Origin of the sequence: Moorena sp. SIO4E2 (assembly GCF_010671945.1) — a bacterium.
In the GTDB taxonomy this organism is placed as follows: domain Bacteria; phylum Cyanobacteriota; class Cyanobacteriia; order Cyanobacteriales; family Coleofasciculaceae; genus Moorena; species Moorena producens.
Map to the genome: position 1 here is coordinate 1 of NZ_JAAHIE010000032.1, position 23,538 is coordinate 23,538.

A 23,538-nucleotide genomic window follows, 5' to 3' on the forward strand; every position below is an offset into this window, starting at 1 on the left:
TGTAAAGGTGGTTTACATCGTAATGTTATACGTATTAAACCACCCCTTTGTATTACAAAAGCAGATGTTGATTTTATTATTAAAGTTTTGGAATTTGCTTTGAATTATTATGAATAACAATACAGCGGTTGTCACAGCGGTTTTTAATTCGGTGAAGTACTTTATTTATGGGTTTTAGGGAACAGGGAGCAGAGCATTATAAAATAAATCAAAATAGTTTTTGATGTTATTATAGATCAGCAAGATTGTTAATTCTATATTTATAATTGCCATAAAAATTAATCCCAATTTGTGATCTTATTAAAGATTATTCAGAGCTATTTCATGCTGACAGCTGACAGCTGTTCGCGTAGTGTGCACGTAGGGCATAAACTCATAGCTGAAAACGGAAAACTGACAGCTGATAACTAAAAGCTGATAACTGACAGCTGACAGCTGAAGACTTACCACTGTTCCCTGTTCCCTGTTCCCTGCTCTTTGTTAATGAAGCGCTTCCCTAACCAAAATCACAGTACTATCAACACCCCGTGCGATCGCTTCTGGAATATTGCCATGGATCGCCTGCTCCAATAATCCCTCTCGACTAGCTCCGATCACGACTACATCATACTTGTGAGCGTTGGCTAAACGAATCAAAGCATCAGAAACAGAATAGGAACGGATTGGAATTGATGCCACATCACAAATACCTTTGAGTTGCTGTTTGAGGAAATAGGTAGCTTTTTCCAAGCTAGTCATTACAGGTTCCCCAGCTTGAGGGTTAAAAACCTGAGTTACTACGATTTGCTCTGCTTTAGCAAGGGTTGCTAGTATCGGAATTAATTGTAGGGCACGGCTAGAATTCGGTCCACCAGCAATGGGGATTAACCAACGCTTCCAGGTCTTAGCTAGTGAACCGTACTTAGCAGATTTCACATCATCTACTACTTCCTTGCCTTGGGGTAATTTCAGCAAGACTAAATCACAGGGAGCTTGTCGAATCAAGGTATCGATAATATTACCAAAAATCTGATTAGGACTATTAGATGGTCCTCCCTTCCATCCCATCAAAATCAGATTAATATGTCGTTGTTTAATAGTTTCTAGAATTGCTTGAGCGGTATCGTGGGATATCCGGATTTGGGTGTGAACGGGCATTTCCCACCGTCGCCCTAGCCTTTCCGCTTGCCTTAGCAATCTGCGACTTTTAGTAGTATCAACTGCTGTCTGAGCAGGACTAGTGCTGCGGGAGATAGGTATTACCTGCAAACACTCAAGTTCATAGTCGTGTACCTGGCCAATAGCAGTAGCTATTTCTAACAATACTGGTGCTGATTGGGGATTAGCTAAGGGAACCAACATCCTTCCACTGCCCGTAGCTGGAGCGCGAGTATAATAGACGCCATAGGAGGGATCAGGACTTGGTCCTAGTTGCTCTTTTTCCCCACTGAGTTGGTTAGCTTCGGCACGAATAATATCACTAAAGGTAATGATTCCAACTAACTTCCTGTTTTCTAGAACAGGTAACCGATTGAGGTGATAACGATTGAGAATGTATAGAACGTGGCTTAAGGTGTCATTGTGTCTAACTGTTATCGGTTGTGGAGTCATCACCTCTTTGATAGGCGTATTGCCAGGCAGTCGGTCTCGATTTTTGGCAATGTCTTCCTGAGTAATTATCCCGACCAATTTCCCCTGAGCAACTACTGGAAAGCCCCGATGACTAGAGTTACTAAAGGTCTGAATGGCTTGATCTAAAGTCATCTGACTCCCTAGGGTTTCTACCCGGCGCTGCATAATGTCAGATGCTTTCAAACCAGCTAAGGTTCTTTTGTCCACCTTTACTTTAGGCAAGCTGTAGCCTTTCCTCTCCAACAAACGTTGATAGAGAGACCCTTTGGCTAATTGATCGGCAACTAGGTAGGAAACCACACAGGTGATCATTAAAGGTAGGACTAGATTAAAGTCCGTTGTCATCTCAAACACGATCACAATCGCTGTGATCGGTACCTTGGAAACGGCACTAAAAAATGCTCCCATCCCTGCCAAGGCGTAGGTAATCGGATAACCTAATCCGAGCAGGTGATACTCACCGATGCCGACTAAATAGCCTAATGCGGAACCCAATACTAGGGAGGGATGAAACAACCCCCCTGGTGCTCCAGAACCATAGGCAATTATGGTCAGTAAGAAGTAGACCACAAAAGCGAGGCAAGTAAATTCCCAGCCGATATCACCAGTGAGCAACAACTCCCGCAAACCACTGTTGTTATGGAACTGATCCGGTAGCAGTGCTACAATACACCCACCCAGCATCCCAGCTATACCAATCCGCAATGGTAATCTGAGCTTGAGACGGTCGTAAAAGTTCAGACTGGACAGAATTCCCTGATTAAACAAAGCTGCTAGCAATCCAGCCAACACCCCTAACAACAAATAGAAGGGAATCTCAAGAGCGGAAAAGGTGCTGGAAAAATTGCTTAGTTCCCGATTCAGATCTAGGGTACCTCCACCCAAGAGCCGGGAAACCACCGCACCAATAAAGGATGCTAGAATAGCACTACCCAGAGTTATACTAGATAAATCTGGTAACAGTTCCTCAAAGATAAAGGCTACACTAGCCAGGGGAGCATTAAACCCAGCGGCTAATCCAGCCCCAGCCCCAGCAGCAATCATTTGACGTCGGTGATCAGGAGAGGTGGGTACCCAGCGAGTCAATTGAGCTGCCAAAGCTGCCCCAATATGAACCGTTGGGCCTTGCCGTCCCATAGTCATTCCCGCCGCCAGAGATAGGATAGTACTAACTAACTTGACTACAGCCACCCGTAAATTCATCGCGATAGGAAACCGGGCAAGGGCACCTTTGATCTGAGGTACGCCACTACCTGTTGCCTCTGATGCTAGAAACTCAATCAGGAATCCGCACAGTAATCCTAAGCAGAGTCCAAAAGCGGGTAGGGCAAAGCTAGGGGGTAGGATTAGAGCTGCTTGAAGCCGCCACCTCCCTAACCAGCCAATACTGTGTTTGAGTAATACTGCTGAGAGTCCTGAGACGAATCCAATCAGACAGGCTTCGGCAAGGGCAAGACTTCTTTTGGGGATCAGCCATTGGGTAATGGGATTGATCATTGATTGATCATTGGTTAATTTCCATTAGTGATTATTCGTGGGTGCTTTGTAAATACCAGGAGAATTTCTGTAGTTACAAAGAAATAAGCACCAAGCACCGAGCACTGAGCACTGACCCACTAATCACTAGAGGTTACCGATAGTCCTTCCACAATTAGAGAGGGTGTGTAGATGCTATCCTGCCACTCAGCATCATCACCGAGTATTACTAATTGCTTAAGGGTGTTGTAGACATTCCCAGCTACCATGGTGTCTTTGACTCGACCAATAATATTGCCTTGTTGGACTCGATACCCTAACTCAACATTGACGGAAAAGTCACCGGAGATGCCAGCACTACCGCCGAGAATCTGGTCTATGACTAATCCTTCGTCTAATTTTCCAATTAAGTCATTGAGTGACCCTTGGCCTGGTTTAATCAGTAAGTTGACGAGATCAGGGGTTGGGTAGCTGCCTAGGCTAGGGCGAAATCCATTGCCAGTTGTGCCAGTTCCGAGTAATCGACCGGTAGTGCGATCGCAAAAAAACTGTTGCAATTGCCCTTCACTGATAAATACGAGGGATTGGGTAGGGGTGCCTTCATCATCAAAGGGGCAACTGTAAGGAAATTCAGGATTTGGTTGTTGAAACAGGGTCAGGTTTTTTGAGGTAACCACCTGACCTAGACTATCACTCCAGGGGGTGGCTTTTTCAAGTACCCGTTTTCCATTTAAGGCTGCTTCCACAGTGCCCCATAGCAAATCCGCTGCTTTAGACGTCAACAAAATTGGCACACGACCACTGGGAGTAGAGACATTTTCCGTTGCCCAGTTGAGGCGTTGTAAGATTTGGTCTAGGACTTTGTTAGTGTTTAGGCTTTCTTTAGGCTCAGATGGGCTTAATCGAATTTGTGTACCATCACCAACACTTAAAAAGTCTTCACCCCTAACCCACTCTACCCCAAGGAAATAACTGAGGGTTGTGTCAGTGTAAGAGCAATGTAATCCTTCAGAGTTAATTAAGCTAGTGGTTTCTAACTCCCATTCCGACTCAGCGCTACACAATACTTCTGGGTAGGCATCGCGAATTAATGCGATCGCATCCGAGCCGATTGCTACTAGTTCTTCTATCGGTATAGTTTCTGGTGAGTCGGAATAGTTAGCGCTAGGGCCATCAGCCAGTTCTATGGATTCCGGTTCATTGAGTGCAGTCATGGCCATTGCCCGGTCTACTAAATCTTGGGCTGCAACTGCTCCATAGCCCACTGCTAGTCCTGGACGTCCGTCTCGCCATAACCGTAGCGCTGTGCCTTCCGATTGACTACTTTCGATTTGTTTGAGCCGATTAGCTTCAAAAAACACAGGACGAGAAAGCGTCCGCGACTGATAAACCTCTGCACTAGTCGCTCCTGATTTAGCTGCTAAGTCTAACAGTTGTTCGGCTTGCAGCTCTTGGGGTATAGTTTCAGCACTCATATAGCAAAGGGAATAGGGAGTAGGGAGTAGGGAGTAGGGAATAGGGAGTACAGGGAGTTTTTTCTAACTGAATAATATCTAACTTAAATGCGCAACAGGTTAGGTAGGTGCTCATCTACCAATATTGCATTAATTTGCACCCCTCCAAAACGTCGAAGAATCTATAGATAGATATATAATTTATTTATATATAGTTGAGTTAACAAACGAAAAAAAATGAAAAGATTTTCGAGACCCTTAAAAGCGATTTTCGCATTCTTGATGGCAGTGCAGCTGTTTTTGATGGTCTCCCCTGCAGCAATGGCCCAAGGTGATATGCCAGCCGTCCTAAGTGCTGATGGTATTTGTACTAGGGATTACAACCCCTGCGGCAATGCTAGTATCTGCGTGTGCCCGGATGGATATGAATATGATTCAAGTGTCGGGTTGTGCTTGATCGAGGACATTAATAATGCAACTAGCCGGGGATTGGACTCTATCTCAGTTAAAAGCTCATGTTCAATCCAAGTACAGCCTCTTCCGGCTACATGTACAAGGGATACCAATGCCCTTGGTTATCCCAGCAAATGCCTGTGCCCGGGTATTAGCGAATACAATCAGTTATTTGGTCAGTGCGTGATCCCATTGGGTTAATAACACTCCTGCTCGGGGCAGCCTAGTGTGATATGAGTAATGCTGCTAATAGCCTTGACTACCCCTGAGGCTGCGCCAGGACTTTCAGAACCCGTAGAACAATCACCTGTTCTACGGGTTCTTTTGTATCCCATATTCTCTATAGCAAAGGGAGTCGGGAGCGGTGCGACCCGTGGCGAATTTAATTCGCCTACGGAAAGCGCACCGAGGGAGTCGGGAGTCGGGAGCAGGTAACAAAAATTCTCACAATTTATTTTTACCTTCTGGCTGTTGCCTGTTGCCTGTTGCCTGTTGCCTGTTGCCTTGTGTTATAACTCCCGGCATAGCCAAAATCCAGCAAACTGTTCTGAAGTTGGACTCGATTGTACGGCCAGAAAATGGACAAGATTAGCGTTCTGCTTTGCTTCTTCAAAGCTTTTTGCCTCTGCCAGAATTTGGGATTTGGTCAAGTTAGCGAGAATCCAGCTATCATTGGCACCAGTTTCCAGTAACAACTTTGGCTTATCATCAGTAGTGTCAAGTCTGACAAAGGATAGCTCCAAACCTGACATCCATGCTGCTAGGGGTTTGGCTCGTTGGGAAAATATAATCACACCGGGAATGGGCGTTTCTGGGGCAATGTCCATGATCGAGACTGGGAAGGCTTCACCAAAGTCAATCTCCCACTCGTTCATTTCCTCAAAGGCAGCGGCTTGTAGACTTACAACTGCCCACTTTTGTCCCTGCAAAGCATCGGGTAATGGTTTAGGGATGGGGGATTGATAACGGACAAATGAGGAAGCAGCGGCTGCGGGGTCATAGCCTGGTTGATTGGGATAAAAGTCTTCTATCCTTTGTTTTAACCATCGCTCCAAAGCATAGGTGCGACGGCTGGGTTGAGCTGGAATATTCAGCTCATTACAGGCTTTGGTAATCATATTGTTCATCTGACGCCGAAAGAAGCGAATCTTGCTTGGTGGCTGTTGAGCTTTTGCGATCGCATCTGCCAAAGCCTGCCCCAACCAAATTGAATTCACCTGCTGGTTGGGACACCAACTGGCGTATTGAAACAGTGTCTCAGGTGAGAGATTGATGTCCAAAGGACTCTCGCAAATTAAGACTTCCCAAAGTTTCTTCTGATTTTCGTCCAAAATTGGGCGGGAGTAAAAATCGAGTTCCCAAATTGTTTCCATGCCACCATTAAGATAATCTCACCCATATTTATGATACGGCTCCAAGAGCGCAATCCGTAAGCATTCAGCGGTCAGCGGTCAGCTATCAGCGGTCAGCTATCAGCGGTCAGCTATCAGCGGTCAGCTAATGCCCTACGGGCACGCTACTTGAGGTGCTATTAGCTATGAGTTTATGCCCATAGCGCACGGTACTTGAACAGCTTATGCCCTATGGGTTACCTCACAGGCTAGAAGCCTGTGCCACGATACTTGAGTGGCCAATAGACATCTCCAAAAATTAACCTCAAACCCTTGCACTGCCTGGGTCAAAACCGAGTTTCTGGAGATGTCTATTGGCCAACGGCTGACCACTGACCACTGACCACTGACTGCTGACTGCTGACTGCTGACTGCTGAATGCTGACCACTGACTGCTGAATGCTTAGATGTGATTAATCCTATTGAACTATATATAATTAAATCTATTCACAATTGTGAAACTTAACAAAAAATTATGAGTAGCGATCGCACAGAGGTTTTAGCTGCCAACACAGCATTCTATCGAGCTTTTGAGAAAAAGGACATTGAAGCCATGAGTAAGGTCTGGTCTCAAGGCACTGGTAGTCTTTGTATTCACCCTGGACGTGATGTAATCAAAGGTTGGCGGGACATTAGCTCATCTTGGGAAGCGATATTCAAGAATACCCAATATTTGGAAATTGAACCAGAGATTATTGCTACTGAGGTCAGGGAAACTCTTGCCTACGTTGTAGTGCTAGAGAAGGTGTTGCAAGTTAGCAAGGGTAGAAGGATTGAGGCAGAATCCATAGCAACCAATACGTTTGAGCTTATGGCTGGCTCTTGGTATTTGGTGCATCATCACGGCAGTCCACTGATGGGCTAACTTCAGACAAAGTGTCGTTCGATCAGGGTGGGAATTTGCTGGGGAGCCACTTCGCTGTAGCGAGCTTTGTCTGGCATCATCACCAGGTTAGGGCCATGTTTGCACTGTTTGAGGCAGCCAGTTTCTTTAATTTTGACTTGGTCTTCTAAACCATGGTCCTTTAAACTCGATGCGATCGCATTACAGACCGCTTGACCCCCCCGTTTCCGACAACTGGATTTCTGACAAACTAAAATACTCGCTTTCCGGCTGGGAGTTTTGGGAACCAAAACAGTTGTTGGCTGGTGGTGGGGGTGAGCAGCAAGGCTCACCTCATAGGCTTTCAGTTTCAGTTTCCCAGTTTTGCGTTTTAGTTTGCTGGTGCCACTCACCTCAATCCACGCCCCAGGGATAATGGCTGGATCCAAACTCTTTCTCAGAGGTTTAGATAACTTAATCCAATATTCGATATTTGAAACATTAATTCTTAAATACTTGATTTTATAGCCATCCTTAATGACAAAGTCTAATAACTGTCCTACTACACTGAACTCTGAGACTGGCTGTTTCAACTTAGACATAGTTATTTACCTCTAGGAAAACTGTTTTTCTTTAATCAACCTTAAAAATTGCCATCCTTATGCACTCAATCTTTATAATCTGCTGGGTTTAAGCAGATTTTACCAAGACAAATCCCGTTCACGGAGTCGTGACTAATCAACAATATCTCTCAACTAATTTATCACAAATAATCGTCAACAGAGGTTCTGAAGAAGTTAAAAATTGTGTTGTTAGCGACATTTGGGAGTCTAGGTTAAATAAGATCATCTGTGTTAGCCTACATAAAAGCCTGGCAATAAGCCACACTTAATGAAAACAAGAGGAGAACACTATTATGTCTACAACTCAGGGTCTACTACGCTCCTTTGGTGAAATTGCTGACAATCCGATTTTGCTGGAAAAAAACGTTACCACCCCGGTTTGTGAAGGATTAAACATAGCTTTAGCTAGCTTCCAAGGGTTGTACTTGCAATATCAAAAGCACCACTTTGTTGTGGAAGGAGCAGAGTTTTACTCCTTGCATAAGTTCTTTGAAGAAAGCTACGAGGATGCTCAAGACCATGTCCATGACTTAGGAGAGCGTTTGAATGGACTAGGAGGAATTCCAGCTACTAGTTTTGCCAAATTAGCTGAATTGTGCTGCTTCACTCCTGAATCTGATGGAGTTTACAACTCTCGCCAGATGGTAGAGCATGACTTAGCAGCTGAGCAGTCAATCATTCAGTTAGTACGCAGTCAAGCCGCTCAAGCAGAAAGCCTGGGCGATCGAGCCACCCGCTATCTCTATGAGAAAATCTTGCTCAAGACTGAAGAGCGAGCTTATCATTTGGGTCATTTCCTGGCTCCGGACAGCCTAGTAATGGGATTTATTGGCAATGGAGCAAACTAAACCTACTTAAACTGAGATCTTGCACCATTGTCATGAATCGTAGAATCCTAGGGTGGGCAGTGCCTACCAACCCCCTTGGCAAGCTTCATTATCTGTCTGATGCACTGCCCACCCTACATCAACTTAAACCTACTTTCCCCATTGGCTACTGCATCAAGAATCCTAGGGTGGGCAGTGCCTACCAACCCCCTTGGCAAGCTTCATTATCTGTCTGATGCACTGCCCACCCTACATCAACTTAAACCTACCTTCCCCATTGGCTACTGCATCAAGAATCCTAGGGTGGGCAGTGCCTACCAACCCCCTTGGCAAGCTTCATTATCTGTCTGATGCACTGCCCACCCTACATCAACTTAAACCTACTTTCTGACTCGCCCTTTGCATCAAGAAAGAAAAAATTTGAGGGTTGACCCTCAACCCTCAAGTCTCAACTTTGAACAAATATAATCTATAAAACGGAGAGGGGGAGATTCGAACTCCCGGAGCCTTTCGGCTCGCTCGATTTCAAGTCGAGTGCAATCGACCACTCTGCCACCTCTCCTGGCAAATCTATATTAACAATCCGTGGGCTCGGATGGCGACCATCTATACAAAGTTTTATACCACCAACGCTTCAGAAGTCTCGTAAAGCAATTCTTTAGATACTACTGAGTAATCCTTACCCACCCAGACCAGGGAGACTTGATCCACTATACCGCCTTTGAGAGACACTATCGAAAAATTCCGCAATCGGTCTGTATCAGTTTCGATAATTCGAGGCACACTGGCTGCATTTAAGTATACAGTCCCTTCCGGACTAGTAACAATCATTGTTCGTAGTCGGTCTTTGGTGTGCTTTAGGATGTGGTGCATATGACCAAAGGTGACTAAGGGAATGTTTTTACCCAAGGAATAGGTTTTTGCGATCGCATCTTCCAAATCCGGGTCCCCATGATCACCACCAGCAGGATACCAGTCTTTCCCACAGGGAGCTTCTGCTTGATCACCTAGTCCCGTCGGACCATTATGACCGATCAAGATTACCGTTTCGTAAGCCGCACTACGCACTGCTGCTAAAATGCGCTCCACTGATTCAGAAAAGCTATTAATCCCATACTGTTCCCTGTAAAACTTCTTATTCCGCCAACTCTGCCCGCCCCAACTGTAAGGGCGAGCACCAACTACAGAGAGATTTAAATCTGGGAAGTCAAGGTAACCATAACCCACATGGGTTGACCCCAGTAGGTTCAACTGTTGCTGTACCCTATCTTCTACTTCATGGTCATAAGGACACTTTTTCCTTCCCCATTCCGAGGCAGTATACCAAGCATCATGGTTTCCCATAATCACTGCCTTGGGTAGGTCAATAGCAGCAATCATCTGGACTATATCCACCGCCTCATTGCCGAAATCCCCGACAAATAAGACCAGATCCACACCCAACTGCTCAAGAGCTATAGCATCTTCCGCTTCCCACAGTTGATGAATGTCTCCAACAACAGAAATTTGGATTGATTGTTTTTGATGAATGGTCATACTTGTCTTACTATCGCCCCTTTTCCAGCATAAAGGCAAAAGGGCCAACAGTAATATGAAATCCAAAAAAGAATACTACATATCACCCTATTATCCCATTATCCCATTATTCCATTATTCCATCACCCCTTTGCACAGAGCTTGTTTATGAGCATCCGGATCGAGCAGCTGATGGCTGAAGAATAGATTAAGTGTAACTTTCCTTGAGGAGTGTCTAACGGTACTGAGGTATTCGTGATGGCTGATCTGAAACTATTGGCAAATTCTACCGTCTCTACTCTCTGTCCCCCCTTAGGGCTGTTTAATCTGCTCAATAGTATCTAGTCTAATGGGCAGATAGGGGAAATAGCTCAGATCACGGAGATCAGAAATACTTTATTCTTCCATTGTTCCATTCTTCGCCACCTTCGGCCTATTCCTCTCCTTGCTGTGAAGCACCATGAATAACACTTTCACAGGAAACATCAACGTAAGCGGTTAGTAAGAAGCGTATGTCTAGACTAGCGTTTAGCCCAGGGGCAGGACCAGAACAGTTAATCAATGGACGTTATCAAGTTATTGACATCCTTAACCGTGTGAGCTGGGGTCAAACTTATATTGCGGTAGACACTTACCGACCGGGAAATCCCCAATGTATTGTTAGACAATTCCGTCCTGTTAGTGATGACCCTGACTGCTGGCAAGCTGCAAAAGATATATTTCGTCGTGAAACTAAAATTTTGGAGATTATCTGTCAGCATGACCAAGTTGCCCAAATTTTAGATTGCCTAGAAATTGACCATAGCTTCTACATAGTTCAAGATTTCATCCCTGGACGACCCCTGAGTGAGGAACTCAATCAACCTTGGAGTGAAAGCAGATTGATTACTCTGCTACAAGAGGTTTTAGAAATTTTGGCATTTGTCCATCGCCAAGGGGTGATTCATGGTGATATCAAGCCAGACAATCTGATCCGACGATCAGACGATAGCAAGTTAGTTTTAACTGACTTTAGCGGTATTAAGCAGGTGCGGACACCATTAGTTGGTGTTCAATTTAGTGCCATAGCGGCTTTGGGCGCATTCGGGTATATACCAACAGAGCAGGTTCTGGGTAAACCTCGTCCCTGTAGTGACCTATATGCTGTAGGGATGATTGGCATTGAGGCACTCACAGGACTCAAACCCATACAGCTAGAAGAAGACCCATTAACCGGAGAAGCCCTTTGGCAGGACTACGCCACAGTCACTAAAGATTTCGCTGCCATTATTCAGCAGATGGTGCGCTATTACTTCAAAGACCGTTACCAGTCTGCTGATCAGGTTTTGGAGGCACTCCATTCCTTAACTAGTTCTAAACCATCTATAAACTTACCAATGTCCCCAGCACCACCAACATCCCCAAACCCCTACAAAGAAAAAACTGACGATACTCTGCTTGAGCCAATTGAACCAGAGACTCTTCAAACCGAGGAAACAGAGGAAACAGAGGAAACAGAGGAAACAGAGGAAACTTATTTTCCCTCTGTGCCTACTATTCCTAAAAGAAGGGCTAGTGGACTTAATCTCACCGCAATCGGAGTTTCCACATATCTAGCCTTATTAGTCGTAGCTGGAGGCTACTTTTTACTCAAGACTCCCAACCAGGCAGAAACTAAGCTAGCACAGGCTGAGCAAAAGTACCAGGAAGGAGATTTAGAAGCAGCACTGAACCTGGTAAAATCGATTCCGGAAGATAGTGAAGACTATCAGGATGCTCAAAATGCGATCGCTCAGTGGCAAAAGGATTGGAAAGATGCCAAAGCCCTATTCCCCCTCATCAAAACCGCCTTTGACCAACAGAAGTGGCTAGAGGTAGTTGAGCAGGCTAGTCAGATTCCTAATATTGTCTTCTGGCAACAGCAAATAGAACCTATGGTCAGCCAAGCTCAAGCCAATCTTGAGAAGGAAGCTTACCAGTTACTAGAGCAAGCTTACAACCAGGCTATCGAGAGAGACTTTACTGGTGCACTCAACACATTTAAACAAATCCCAAAGGGAACAAAAGCCTACGCTACAATTCAAGAAAAAGTTCCTGAGTACACTCAAAAGCGAAACATCAAAGCGAACTTTCTTCTTCAGCAGGCTTACAATCGAGCCGCTCAGCAAGACTTTACCGGTGCATTGGTATATTTGAAAAAAATTCCTAAACATACCGATGCCTATGCTAAGGCTCAGTCAAAAATTGTTGACTATACCGCTAAGCAAGAAATTAGGGCTAACTATCTATTAAAGATGGCTGATAATCAAGCTGTTTTGAACAACTACACTAAGGCTTTGGATTATTTGAGACAAATTCCTGAAGGTACCTCCGCCTATGCCAGAGCTCAAGCCAAAATTCAGCAATATACTCGATAAGCTGTTGTGCCTTTCAACTGTCTATTATTGAAATCAAATAAAGAAGATATATCCCAGTGTCCTTTTGCCTTAAGCTATCAGCTAATAGCTGATAGCTTACCTGTTTTACCCTACAGTAGTTAATTGATATTTTCTACTAGCCACTAACCTGTTGCGGCGATTCATTCCTACTTCTATCATAGCAGGCCTTTCTCTGTTCACTACTTCGGTAAATTTGCCGGAATTAGCCATAACTTGTCTACCTGGTGCGTAAGCTTCAATCACATTACCGCTCACAGCACACATCACCATTAAATAGTCACAAACTGGGCATTCAGTTTTGGTGACCTGATCTCCAGCACAAGCATAATGTGATGCTTGAGAACCGATTAAGTAGTGACGTTGAGCCATATTCCCACAGTTGGGACATCGGACTGATTGAGTAGTCTCCATTGCCGATTCTCCTCATTTACATGTCATTGCTTGAAGGAAATAAGTCAGAATTTAACTCATAATTCAGAAAGTTTTTTAAATTTTTCTGTTTTTAATTAACCCTGAAGTTGCTTTTCAAGGGCGGCAGTAAATTTTTCATAGGGAACAACTCCTACAATATTTTCTACCACCTCACCGCCCTTAAAAATCAGCACAGCAGGAATACTGCGTATCCTGTATTTTTTGGCAGTAGCTTTGTCGGCATCAATATCGATTTTTACGACCTGAACGCGATCTTTGTAGTCTTCAGCAAGTTGTTCCATGAAAGGACTAATCTTACGACATGGACCACACCAAGGGGCTGTAAAATCCACGACTACTGGCCCTTCATAGGTTAAAATTGAATCAAATTCACTGTCTTTGATGTAAGGCACTGTACTCATGATATACTCCTTAAATTTTTGAAAACTACCACAAACTTATAGTCAAGGATCAACGGTCAATGATCAACATAGTTACCACTTTTATCTTCCCTTAAAAAGAGGGGCGGTTAATCGGTTTGAATAGCTGTAATAACCAGGATGGCTAAGGCTATAGTTTGGTTTACCATAGTTGTATGAAGTTGCTTGATGCATTAAGTTATGGCTGCTGAGGAATTAGAAAGGGATAGCCTGATCGAAAGGCTAAACCAAGGTAGACAAGCGAAGGCAACTATGGGTGGCTATGCAGGTTATGGTTCACCGGCCTTCGGTCAACGGGCCCTAAATGGTGAGTTGGTGGATGATCCCCAAGAACAGCATGTAATTGAGTTAATTCGCCGTCACCATAAATCGGGCAAGTCATTACAACAAATCGCTAACTGGCTCAATCACCATGGCTATACAACCAAGCGTGGTCAGCAGTGGAAACGGATCTCGGTTAAACGGGTTTTAGACCGGCTATACGGTAGAACCCCTAGGTTGTCTACTTTGCCTCAAAACCCCAGTCAAGGGAACTTAAAAGAGTAAGCTCCAAGCTGGTAAAGTAGTTAGAACACCTTCAACACAAAGTTAGATAAGCCAGAGAACCTGATCGGACAATTCCATCGGACAATTCCATCGGACAATGCCATTGGACAATGCCATCGGACAATTGCCAAGCTAGGTCAGCAATGCCTAATTATTTGCCCCTAAGCCCACATGGTTAAAGTCCCAGGCTCCCTGGCAACCTCTAAAAGCCAAAAGCTAGGTCATATAAGGGTTAAAGGTTATTTTGCTGTAACATCTATTTATTATATACCTTTATACAAGTTATGTGCATATTATTTATGGGTTTACGGGATTTGTCCGTAACATCCCTCTAAAAAAACCCAGGCTCAGTAAATACACCAGCGCCATAGTTTTAAGCGGTTGGCGGCGGTCGTAGGTCACGGAATTTCACCCATCAAATTAATTATGCAACTCAACGACCGACTTATCTGCGCCCCAACCCTAGAAGAAGCAATTGACGATCAGCCTTTAATCGTTGCTCCTGAGACCCTCCTAATAGACATAATTGCTTTGATGAGTCAGGAGGGAGGCAAAAGTTGTTCATTGCCCAATTTCCACTCACCATCAGACCAGCTCACCATTCGTGAACCACGGTCTAGCTGCGTTTTGGTAATGGACTCAGACCAGTTGCTGGGAATCTTTACTGAGCGCGATATTGTCCGGCTGACGGCTAATGGCATTAACTTTCAAGAGGTAACAGTAGCTGAGGTCATGGCACAGCCGGTGATTACGTTTCCTCAAACTGCTTGTCGGGATATCTTTGCCGCCTTATTTATATTTCGTCGGTTTCGGATTCGCCACTTACCAATTGTGGATGATCATGGTCAGCTAGTGGGTGTTGTCTCACCAGAGCGAATTCGCCAGGTATTGCGACCAGCCAATCTGCTCAAGTTACGGCGGGTATCAGAAGTGATGACCCCCCAGGTGGTTAATGCCCTTCCAACTGTCTCAGTATTGAGTTTAGCCCGACTCATGAATAAGCACCGAGTTAGTTGTGTGGTGATTACATCTGACCATGGACAGGATAACTGTCTGCCAGTGGGGATTGTCACAGAGCGGGATATTGTCCAATTTCAGTCTCTCAAGCTGAATTTGTCTAAAGTCCAGGCTCAGGATGTGATGAGTACACCTCTATTTCTGCTGAGTCCGGAGGATTCTCTATGGACAGCTCATCAGGAAATGCAAAAGCGTCGTGTGCGGCGATTGGTGGTCTCTTGGAATTGGGGTAAAGAAATTGGTATTGTCACCCAAACAACCCTGCTGCGAGTGTTTGACCCAATGGAAATGTATGGGATTGTGGAGACATTGCAGCAAACAGTTGAGCAATTAGACCCAGCCAAAGAATCCGTGAACAAATCCCACAAAGCCATTCCCCCTGGTGAAGAATCTGGGGAGGTGGCAGAAAATGCGATCGCTTTATCAGGAGATAGGTTTAATCATAAATCAGAGCCACCCAACACAGACCAAAACACAGACCAAAACAGAGAACTAACAGTGATTTTGTCACAACCCATAGAGGGTCAAGCATTAAATACTTCCCAACAGTGTGAGGCTTTCAAATACCCCAAAAGTAAATTGGGTACCACTCAAGATTATCAACTGTGTATCCTGCTCAACACTATTCAAGCTATTCTAGAGAACCTACTTAACCAATCTAACCTATCCTCAGAATTACGTCAAAGCCAGCTTAATTCAGCCTTAGATAATGTTGATCAAATGCGAGAGCTAATACAGAAAGCCCAAAACCAGTCTTGTCGGGATCAGGTCGTGGTAGATCAGGTAGGTACTTCTAGCAGTTAAGGTAATCCAGATTTAATGGGCATATTTGAAGGGGTCTCTTGGGGTGCATCTCACTTTTGTAAATGTTCGTAGGGTGCCTTAGGGACGGGGTACCCCTTATGTTCTTGGTAGCCAGTGTTAGGAGAATCCGTCCCGGATGCTGTTGGTGAAATATTTCTTAACAAACCAAGAAGCCCCCTCAGCCCTCACCCCCAGCCCCTCTCCCAACCTTGGGAGAGGGGAGCAGATTACGGCAGAATAAGGGTTTCACGAATTCGCCAGCAGCATCCGTCCCGTAACGCACCACCTGCTCAAACGGCAAAAATGAGATGCACCCGTCTCTTGTAGGGTAGGTTAACGGTCAACAATAACTAATTGGAATTCCTTGAGTGCTGGTAAAAAGTTTTTGTTTTCATGACTAGGGCGCGTCAGTTTAATCAGGGCAAAACGTTGGATAGGAGTTAGTGCTGCCCACTGTTGAGGAGTTACTACGACTCCAAATTCCATAGCTTTTTCCGCCACGGTAGATGGAATTACCTGAGAATTCATCCAGGGAGCTTGGGGATCAACAGGTAAATTAGAAGCCGGTTTTCCTGTATAGTTTATAACTAGGTGTTGAACATAGTCTCCATACTTTTGGATTGACTCGGTCGTAGTGCAGGGTATCTCTACCAGTTGCTGACGCTCCTGTTGATTAAACTGATGCCAGTGGCTCAGTTTAAGTTTGATGCCGCAAGTGTCTAATTTCATCCGCACTTGTATAGGAATGCACCGTAAAGAATCCACAAAATCCGTTTCAAATTGGAAAAAATTAGTCATAGTCTTCTCAATCTTATTCATTAATGAAGTTTTCTTGTGCTAGTACTGCGGATAATCCAGTAACTAATTGATAGAGATATAATGGCAATTGCTAATCCAATTACCTGGCTTCCAGAAGTTTTTTCCAGGTCAAGAATAATGATTTTACGGGCAACGGCAATTAAAGACGTAACAACAACTAACTCAAGTTGAATAACATGTTTTCGCAGATAAGCGGTTATATTCTCTAAAATTTCTAGTGCAATGAGAATATTTAGAAACAGTCCAAATATTTTGAAAAGTGTTTTGCTCAAAACTATTGCTTCTGGATTGGTTATTTCTTTAACTAGTGAGATAACTAGGCTTCTAAGTGCAACCAATATTACCACCACCATCACCAAAGAGAGAACTTTGGAAACAAAACCCTCGAACAGATTTAGCCCGTATAAAAAATTCTCATCTTTGCCTGCATTTCTAAGTTTTTGGAAGAGTTGTCTTAACCGCCTCATAGGAATAGGTTAGTAAAAATACAGATGATGGTTGATTTTAACACTTCGACGGGGTATAAACGGAACAGATGAGTCAATGTTGTGGTTGCCTTTCCCTGATGCCACCCCCAGGGTAAGCGCCAGAAAAAATTGCCCATAATGTGCATTGGCTGGATATCGGTTGATCGTGGCTCGAAACCCCTATAATCTCGTAGAACTTGATTCTCAATAGAGTTTAATAGTTGATAATGAACCCAGTTTTTTCTCAATAAGCTACAGCTTATTGATTCTTGCGCTTACCCTGATGCCACCCCCCTTGTTCAACTATCACAATCTCTATGACGTCATAAAGCCAAGACGATCGGCAAGAGGGAGGGCGTTGCTGATTCATGCAATGATTGAAGGTAATTGGGAATTGGGAATTGGGAATTGGTCACTGACCCGACTACACTTGACGGAGTTCCTTAGTTCAGTAACCCTAGAGGGAGAATAGACCCGAAGAGGGGACAGAGGGGGCAGATTGACCATGATATTTGTCACAAAAATTTACATTGGGGGTGGAGCAAGATTTAGTAAACATATAGTAAAGATTTGATTAAAGTTATCTTTAAGTTGAGCAGGGTGACATATAGGTCCTAGATTTCCTTCTCAGCTTACTCAAGATTACGTGAAGATTGTGTGAAATTTGCGTAAATTTGGTAATTTTGTGAAGAAAATATGAACAAAATGTGAATGTAGAAAAGAAATGTGAGTTTTCGCTTGACAATTACCCCTTGAATTTACTAGATTTCCTTTTGTAGATGAACAAAGTTTCAGGTTCAAGATCATCGGCGTGAAATATAACTTCATCAACCTGACAGCCAAACCAATCCAATTTTGGATTTGTCTTTTTTGAAAGAATCAAAGAGGGTAACTATGCTCAAGAAGCTTGATTTTATTGTTTCAGCTCACTCGGCCAGCTTTTTGAATAGAACTTGTAACTACTTCAGGTTAGACGCCATCGCCGTTATGGAGCTAAGGCTGAGTAGATATACTCAAATCGTTCAGCTCAGCAGTTAGCCACACAGAAACTCTAGATAAAAACTCTATAATATTGGTAAATTCAGGTGCTCATCTGTTTCGGTGTCTAGGTGTTTGGGGATTTACTCCAGACAACATAAAATTTTTCTGTCTAAAGACAGAGGAATTTAAAGAGGGTTTGTATTTTTTGTTGTTGTAACTGGCCTGAAATAGGATCAATATTTCACGCTCATCTGCGCTTACTCTATGTAGGCAAGCCTCTGGTATTGTGAAAAATTAGGTGTAACATTAGGTGTCACAACAGCATCAACTTTGAAAAAATCATCCGACAGACTCATGAACATACCATTAGGAAAGCGGAAGCCATCGCCGCGTTCTCTAATCCAGCTTTTTACTAAGAGGTTTTCAGGGGTGCTTAGCAAATTGAACCTAAAAGCAGTAGGTTTAAATCCCACTGACGACCCTAGCCATAGCTGGCAGTGCTGTGGGTTAACTATCTCGAACCGATTGCTGAGGGTTCTTACATCTGACACCTCCGACACTGGTGTTGGCACTGAAGGCATTGAACACGATAGCAGCTTCCGGAATGATGTGCTATCGTCAAACGTATCAGTCTCGGTGGGAGCAAAAAAGGGGGCAATCAGCTTACTGCAAGGGATGTTCAATCTCCTGAAAGTATTTTGTGACATAACTGCAATCACTGAGCTGCCCACATTACAAGGGACTCATATGGGGCTGATTGGGAAAACTCAACCCCACTGGCAAGTATTTAGATTGGTAATCGATCTCAAACTCAAGTCGGTTCTACTCCAGCAGTTGTTAAATCGATTGTGGCCAATGATCATGGTGGAATATGTTGAGTGAGTGAGCCTCAACATATTCCACCGATTAATCCTTGGGTTGAGAGTTTGTTATTGTCCCCCACGCTAGTTTGTAGTAGCTTAAGTGTTTATACAAAGCGTGTTTATACAAAGTTTAGACAAACAACTATGAGCTAAAAGCCCATAGTCAGCTACGTGGTTCAATTGCAATAATCCAAAACCTGTTCCAAGGCTTAATTATTACCCCGGTGAACTGGCAACTTCCCTTTGCCAGTTGGGTATAGACCATTACATGATGTCGTTAATTCTGGGTGACTACCATGGCCAAAAAATTACTCTCAATAACTAGTAGACCATCAACTAGTAGAACATCTCAACCAACGTCAACCTCTACGAGCTCTGAACAAGTCATGAATAATGAGCAGCTTAACCAGGTCGTAGAAGCTATCATCGCGGGCAAGTATTCTTGGGCTTGTGTGTTAGTTCTGCGTTTTTCTGGTTACAACCCCCTCCATTACATCCCTTACCGAACCTACAATCGCTTAATCAAAGAAAATAGTCAATCTGGTAAGCATCCAGTTGGCAAAACCCCTGTCTCACAATCACAGGTTGTTAGTAAGGTCTAGTCAGGGTTAGGGAAAGTTGGGAGATTCATCAAGTCTGAAGTTAACCACCTGCCTAGGTCAGTTTGATTGATTATTGATGCAGAGCCTAGTTTTCAACGTCTTCCCGTTTAATCTGTTGAACTGCACTCGCATCAACCGCACTATCTGCTTAGATCTAGCTGACATCTATTGGCTTGATGAGCTGGCTGATGACTTGACCTCCTATCTCCCTTTCCCCAACCCTTATGGGTTTACTTTACACCAGATGCTCTAGGGGGAATTTAAAGTTTCGATGAAGTTTACTTAAAGTATTTGTGAATTTTTTGTGAATTATTGGTAACTAGCCGGTTAATGACTTGACAAAAACTAAGTTATTAGATAAATAAATGTAGTTCATTATAAATGGTTAATTGTAAATGGTTAATTGTTAAAAATCAATTTTCAATGTTTAACATATGAAGAATATAATCAGGGATTCAGCAGAGCCTAGTAAACCACCGTCTTCTATCAACCCAGACCCTGCTAGCAATTTATCAGTGGTGCTTCAAAGCTTGACCCTAGACTCAGTCGATCCAAAGCTCAACTACGAATTTAGTCAATCATTTGACCTTGATCACTTCCAGCTAGGGGATAAAATCCTTGCCTATACTAAACCAGAGCTATCCCAAGATTCTGTTGAGATTGAACAAGATCACCAATATCTTTACCTAGTTTGTCAGGGTCGGGTACGACTACTAGGCTTTGATGCTGAAAAACAGCGGGAGGTTTCCATACAGGTACTCGAAGAAGGGGAAACTTTTGGTGCCTATGATCTCTTAGGTAGTCTATCCTATCCTTACAGAGCGATCGCAGCGAGTTCAGGACAAGTTGCTCGTATTTCCCTAAATCAACTCTTGCCTTGGTTGGAACGGTTGCCAAAGTGGTCGGAAATCCTGGGGAAACAAGCCCAGCACCGGCAATGCCTAATTTTCTTCAAGACTTTGACCAATTTGCGATCGCTTAACGGTGTTACCCTAAATCAACTGTTGCCCTACATCGTAGAAACACGCATTGAGGCTGGGGAGTCTCTGGTGTCCTCTTCCCAAGCTGGTCATTGCTGGCTACGTAGTGGTCAAATGGGAACGCCAGAAGGAACAGAGGCAAATTCCTCTGCTCCATTTCCTAGCATCGGAGAAAGTTGGGGATATCCGATGCCAGTACCCACAGATTGGATTGCCCAAACTGATGTATTGCTTTACCAGCTGCCTCAAGAGCATTGGCAAGCGGCTTGCGCGATCGCACCAGTTTTGGCTAACTCCACCGAGTCACCGGATCAGGAGAACAGGCAAAGTGCTAAAAATGGTGACGGTAAATCTCCATCGGATCAAGGCGTAGTTAACAAGACCCATACTCCGTCACCACATGCAAACCAGACTAGAGCACGACCGACTCGGCGAGTTTTAGAAACTCCTAAGCAACAAACGCCCCTTGAACCCAGTCAGTCAGAAAGCTTTGATTTTCCCAAACCAGCAAAGCCGGGTGGGAGATTCCTAAGGTTTTGGCAGCGCTATCCTTTTATTGAGCAGCAAGCTTCTTCTGATTGTGGTGCTGCCTGCTTAGCCATGATTGGGCAGTATTGGGGCAAACGCTTTGCTCTCAACTCCCTGCGGGAACTGGCGGGAGTGGGTCGTTCTGGTTCATCCCTCAAAGGTTTAGCTAAAGCAGCGGAAAGTTTAGGGTTTCAAGCTAGTCCAGTCAGGGCTTCTTTAGGTCGCTTAGCGGATCGGAGTAATCCTTGGATTGCTCACTGGCAAGGAGATCACTATATTGTTGTCTACCAGGTAAAGGGTAATAAGGTACTCGTTGCCGATCCAGCAGTGGGGAAGCGATCGCTTGCTCGCAAAGACTTTCTCCAAAGTTGGACTGGGTATGCCATGCTATTGGATCCAACTCCCCAACTAGCAATTACTCCCAGCGACAAACGTTCTTTAGGGCCGTTTTGGGGATTGCTATGGCCCCATCGCTCAGTCCTGCTGCAAATTATCTTGGCTACCCTCATCCTTCAGGTTTTTGGTCTGATTACTCCCTTATTTACCCAGATCATTCTTGACCGGGTGATTATTAACAGAAGCCTTGTCACTCTCAATGTCTTCTCCATTGGTCTAATCATCTTTGGCCTTTGGACGATTGGGGTTAGTCTCACCAGACGCTACTTGCTGGACTACTTTTCCAATCGGCTTAGTCTCACCTTCGTCAGTGGCTTCATTAACCATACCCTGACCTTACCCCTGAAGTTTTTTGAATCCCGCCAGGTGGGGGATATCCTGACCCGAATTCAGGAAACTGGAAAAATTCAGGGTTTTATAACTCAGCAAGCGATTGCGACTTGGCTAGATGTGGTGATGGTGTTTGTCTATATTGGACTAATGCTCTACTACAATTGGCGCTTAACCTTGCTGGTGCTGGCAACGATTTTCCCCATCGCCATCTTGACTGTGATTGCCAGTCCCTTTCTACGCCAGGTGTCCAGGGAAATCTTTAAAGAAGCAGCCCAACAAAATTCTATGTTAGTGGAAATGATGTCAGGGGTTGCTACTGTGAAAACGGCGGCTTCGGAACAAGAAGTGCGCTGGCGCTGGGAAGATCGCCTCACCAATCAGTTGAATGTACAATTTAAAGGTAGAAACCTGGCTAACGGGTTAGGGTCAATTAGTTCTCTAATTAATACTCTCAGCAGCACCGCTTTGCTTTGGTTTGGCGCTAGCTTAGTAATTAATGAGCAGCTTACTATCGGTCAGTATGTCGCGTTTAATATGCTCATTGGCCGAGTCACTGGTCCGATTTTGGCTCTAGTGAATCTTTGGGATGAGTTTCAAGAAATCTTGGTGTCTGTAGAACGGCTTAATGATGTCTTATCTGCTAAGCCAGAGGAGAATCCTCAAGAACCAATGTTGGTTCTACCTGAGATTAAGGGTGATGTAATATTGGAAGATGTTACCTTCCGATACTCCGAGGATGAGGATCGCAATATCCTACAGAATATTTCCCTACAGATTAGGGCTGGAGAAACCATTGCTCTAGTGGGGCGCAGTGGCTCTGGCAAGAGTACCTTGGTGAAGCTACTGCAAGGTCTCTATCATCCGACTAATGGTCGTATTTTGATAGATGGACACGATATCCGCCATATTTCCCCCCAATCTTTGCGTTCTCAAATGGGTGTGGTACCCCAAGAATGTTTCTTGTTCTCGGGGACAATTGTCGAAAATATCACTCTCTACCGACCGGATTTCAGCCTGGATGAAGCCGTAGAGGTAGCCAAACTAGCAGAAGCTCATGCTTTTATTCAAGGTATGACTTTGGGATATAATACAAAAGTAGGAGAGCGAGGCTCTACCCTTTCTGGTGGACAGCGACAAAGGATTGCCATAGCCCGAGCCCTATTGGGCAACCCCAAGATTCTGATTCTGGATGAAGCGACTAGCTCCCTAGATACAGAATCCGAGCGCCGCTTTCAACAAAACTTAGCTCGCATTAGTCGCGATCGCACTACCTTCATCATCGCCCACCGCCTCTCTACAGTGCGCAATGCTGACTGCATCCTTGTCCTAGACCGAGGTGTTCTGGTCGAGAAAGGCAACCATCAGGAACTCATGGATCGTCAAGGTCTTTACTATCATCTAGCACAGCAGCAGCTAGATCTTTAATAGATCGTTAACAAGTGCTCATTAGTCATTAGTTATTAGTTATTAGTTATTTAGTCATTAGTCATTTGTAAATCCCCATAGACCCTGGTTAGTCACAAAGGACTAATGACTAAGAAAATTTGAAGCTACCTATGACTATATCAAACTATGTAAAAATTTGCCAATTTGGCAACACAGTCATGTGAAAAGGACTAATGACTAATGACTAATAATTAATGAAATTTGAAGCTAGCTATCACTATGTCAAGCTTTGTAAAAAGCTGCCAAAAATCTGCCAATTTAGCAACATACTCAGATGAAATTGATCTTTTATCAGAAAAGTGGAAAAGCCCTGTG

General features: G+C 44.2%; 19 protein-coding genes, 1 tRNA gene and 2 pseudogenes. 11 read left to right on the plus strand and 11 right to left on the minus strand.

The features are described 5' to 3' along the window. Positions 1–480: 480 nt before the first annotated feature. The 4 genes from F6K37_RS06325 to F6K37_RS06340 all read right to left on the minus strand — a co-directional run bounded on the left by F6K37_RS06325 (position 481) and on the right by F6K37_RS06340 (position 6,367). The gene (locus F6K37_RS06325) at positions 481–3,108 is read right to left on the minus strand and encodes a chloride channel protein (protein WP_287248966.1); all 2,628 of its coding nucleotides are present in this window, start codon (positions 3,106–3,108) and stop codon (positions 481–483) included. Between the two features lie 119 nt (positions 3,109–3,227). After that, the gene (locus F6K37_RS06330) at positions 3,228–4,562 is read right to left on the minus strand and encodes a TldD/PmbA family protein (protein ID WP_287248968.1); all 1,335 of its coding nucleotides are present in this window, start codon (positions 4,560–4,562) and stop codon (positions 3,228–3,230) included. Further along, positions 4,552–4,677, minus strand: coding sequence for a hypothetical protein (locus F6K37_RS06335; RefSeq protein ID WP_267872130.1), 126 nt, complete (start codon positions 4,675–4,677; stop codon positions 4,552–4,554). Before F6K37_RS06335 ends, F6K37_RS06330 begins: the two co-directional genes overlap by 11 nt. A gap of 826 nt (positions 4,678–5,503) precedes the next feature. Continuing rightward, a complete protein-coding gene (locus F6K37_RS06340; RefSeq protein ID WP_008191124.1) occupies positions 5,504–6,367 on the minus strand; it encodes a Tab2/Atab2 family RNA-binding protein in 864 nt (287 codons plus the stop codon). Positions 6,368–6,860: 493 nt separating this feature from the next. On the opposite strand from F6K37_RS06340, the gene F6K37_RS06345 reads away from it, so the two are divergent. Further along, positions 6,861–7,250 (plus strand): nuclear transport factor 2 family protein, encoded by a 390-nt coding sequence (locus F6K37_RS06345; protein WP_287248973.1) that lies wholly within the window; start codon positions 6,861–6,863, stop codon positions 7,248–7,250. 2 nt (positions 7,251–7,252) lie between these two features. Here F6K37_RS06345 and F6K37_RS06350 read toward each other — a convergent pair whose 3' ends face one another. Further along, positions 7,253–7,810 (minus strand): (2Fe-2S) ferredoxin domain-containing protein, encoded by a 558-nt coding sequence (locus tag F6K37_RS06350; protein ID WP_287248975.1) that lies wholly within the window; start codon positions 7,808–7,810, stop codon positions 7,253–7,255. A gap of 314 nt (positions 7,811–8,124) precedes the next feature. Between F6K37_RS06350 and dpsA the strand changes: the two genes are divergently transcribed. Continuing rightward, positions 8,125–8,679 (plus strand): DNA starvation/stress protection protein DpsA, encoded by a 555-nt coding sequence (dpsA, locus tag F6K37_RS06355; RefSeq protein WP_287248978.1) that lies wholly within the window; start codon positions 8,125–8,127, stop codon positions 8,677–8,679. A 32-nt stretch (positions 8,680–8,711) separates the two neighbouring features. After that, positions 8,712–8,894 carry a hypothetical protein gene (locus F6K37_RS06360; protein WP_287248980.1) on the plus strand — a complete coding sequence of 61 codons (183 nt, stop codon included), beginning with the start codon at positions 8,712–8,714 and terminating at the stop codon, positions 8,892–8,894. A gap of 241 nt (positions 8,895–9,135) precedes the next feature. Here F6K37_RS06360 and F6K37_RS06365 read toward each other — a convergent pair. Then, positions 9,136–9,220: transfer RNA gene (locus tag F6K37_RS06365), tRNA-Ser, on the minus strand. Between the two features lie 56 nt (positions 9,221–9,276). Beyond that, the gene (locus F6K37_RS06370) at positions 9,277–10,194 is read right to left on the minus strand and encodes a TIGR04168 family protein (RefSeq protein ID WP_008191118.1); all 918 of its coding nucleotides are present in this window, start codon (positions 10,192–10,194) and stop codon (positions 9,277–9,279) included. 491 nt (positions 10,195–10,685) lie between these two features. Here F6K37_RS06370 and F6K37_RS06375 point away from each other — a divergent pair, with 491 nt between their 5' ends. Next, positions 10,686–12,569 (plus strand): protein kinase domain-containing protein, encoded by a 1,884-nt coding sequence (locus tag F6K37_RS06375; RefSeq protein ID WP_008191116.1) that lies wholly within the window; start codon positions 10,686–10,688, stop codon positions 12,567–12,569. A gap of 105 nt (positions 12,570–12,674) precedes the next feature. Here the strand turns inward: F6K37_RS06375 and F6K37_RS44525 are convergent, their stop codons facing one another. Together F6K37_RS44525 and trxA are read right to left on the minus strand one after the other, a co-directional pair. Continuing rightward, complete coding sequence (locus F6K37_RS44525; protein WP_063747961.1) at positions 12,675–13,001, minus strand: hypothetical protein; 327 nt, start codon at positions 12,999–13,001, stop codon at positions 12,675–12,677. A 95-nt stretch (positions 13,002–13,096) separates the two neighbouring features. Beyond that, positions 13,097–13,423, minus strand: coding sequence for a thioredoxin (trxA, locus tag F6K37_RS06385; RefSeq protein WP_008191112.1), 327 nt, complete (start codon positions 13,421–13,423; stop codon positions 13,097–13,099). A 198-nt stretch (positions 13,424–13,621) separates the two neighbouring features. Here trxA and F6K37_RS06390 point away from each other — a divergent pair, with 198 nt between their 5' ends. Both F6K37_RS06390 and F6K37_RS06395 read left to right on the plus strand, forming a co-directional pair. Beyond that, positions 13,622–13,987, plus strand: a complete 366-nt coding sequence (locus tag F6K37_RS06390; RefSeq protein ID WP_008191111.1) for a recombinase family protein — start codon at positions 13,622–13,624, stop codon at positions 13,985–13,987. Positions 13,988–14,413: 426 nt separating this feature from the next. Further along, positions 14,414–15,439: pseudogene (locus F6K37_RS06395) on the plus strand (CBS domain-containing protein); the annotation flags it as partial. A 702-nt stretch (positions 15,440–16,141) separates the two neighbouring features. On the opposite strand, the gene F6K37_RS06400 reads toward F6K37_RS06395, so the two are convergent. Together F6K37_RS06400 and F6K37_RS06405 are read right to left on the minus strand one after the other, a co-directional pair. Then, on the minus strand, positions 16,142–16,606 hold the full coding sequence (locus F6K37_RS06400) for a nitrate reductase associated protein (RefSeq protein WP_287248990.1): 465 nt from the start codon (positions 16,604–16,606) through the stop codon (positions 16,142–16,144). Between the two features lie 20 nt (positions 16,607–16,626). After that, positions 16,627–17,094 carry a phosphate-starvation-inducible PsiE family protein gene (locus F6K37_RS06405; RefSeq protein ID WP_008191106.1) on the minus strand — a complete coding sequence of 156 codons (468 nt, stop codon included), beginning with the start codon at positions 17,092–17,094 and terminating at the stop codon, positions 16,627–16,629. A 283-nt stretch (positions 17,095–17,377) separates the two neighbouring features. Here F6K37_RS06405 and F6K37_RS06410 point away from each other — a divergent pair, with 283 nt between their 5' ends. The 5 genes and pseudogenes from F6K37_RS06410 to F6K37_RS06430 all read left to right on the plus strand — a co-directional run bounded on the left by F6K37_RS06410 (position 17,378) and on the right by F6K37_RS06430 (position 23,202). After that, positions 17,378–17,566 (plus strand): hypothetical protein, encoded by a 189-nt coding sequence (locus tag F6K37_RS06410; RefSeq protein WP_287248993.1) that lies wholly within the window; start codon positions 17,378–17,380, stop codon positions 17,564–17,566. A 938-nt stretch (positions 17,567–18,504) separates the two neighbouring features. After that, a complete protein-coding gene (locus tag F6K37_RS06415) occupies positions 18,505–18,957 on the plus strand; it encodes a hypothetical protein (RefSeq protein ID WP_008191104.1) in 453 nt (150 codons plus the stop codon). A gap of 367 nt (positions 18,958–19,324) precedes the next feature. Next, positions 19,325–19,477, plus strand: a pseudogene (locus tag F6K37_RS45395) (HetP family heterocyst commitment protein); the annotation flags it as partial. 139 nt (positions 19,478–19,616) lie between these two features. Continuing rightward, entirely contained in the window at positions 19,617–19,793 is a 177-nt protein-coding gene (locus F6K37_RS06425) for a hypothetical protein (protein ID WP_008191101.1), read from the plus strand. Positions 19,794–19,974: 181 nt separating this feature from the next. Further along, a complete protein-coding gene (locus F6K37_RS06430; RefSeq protein WP_287248996.1) occupies positions 19,975–23,202 on the plus strand; it encodes a peptide cleavage/export ABC transporter in 3,228 nt (1,075 codons plus the stop codon). Positions 23,203–23,538 lie beyond the last annotated feature (336 nt).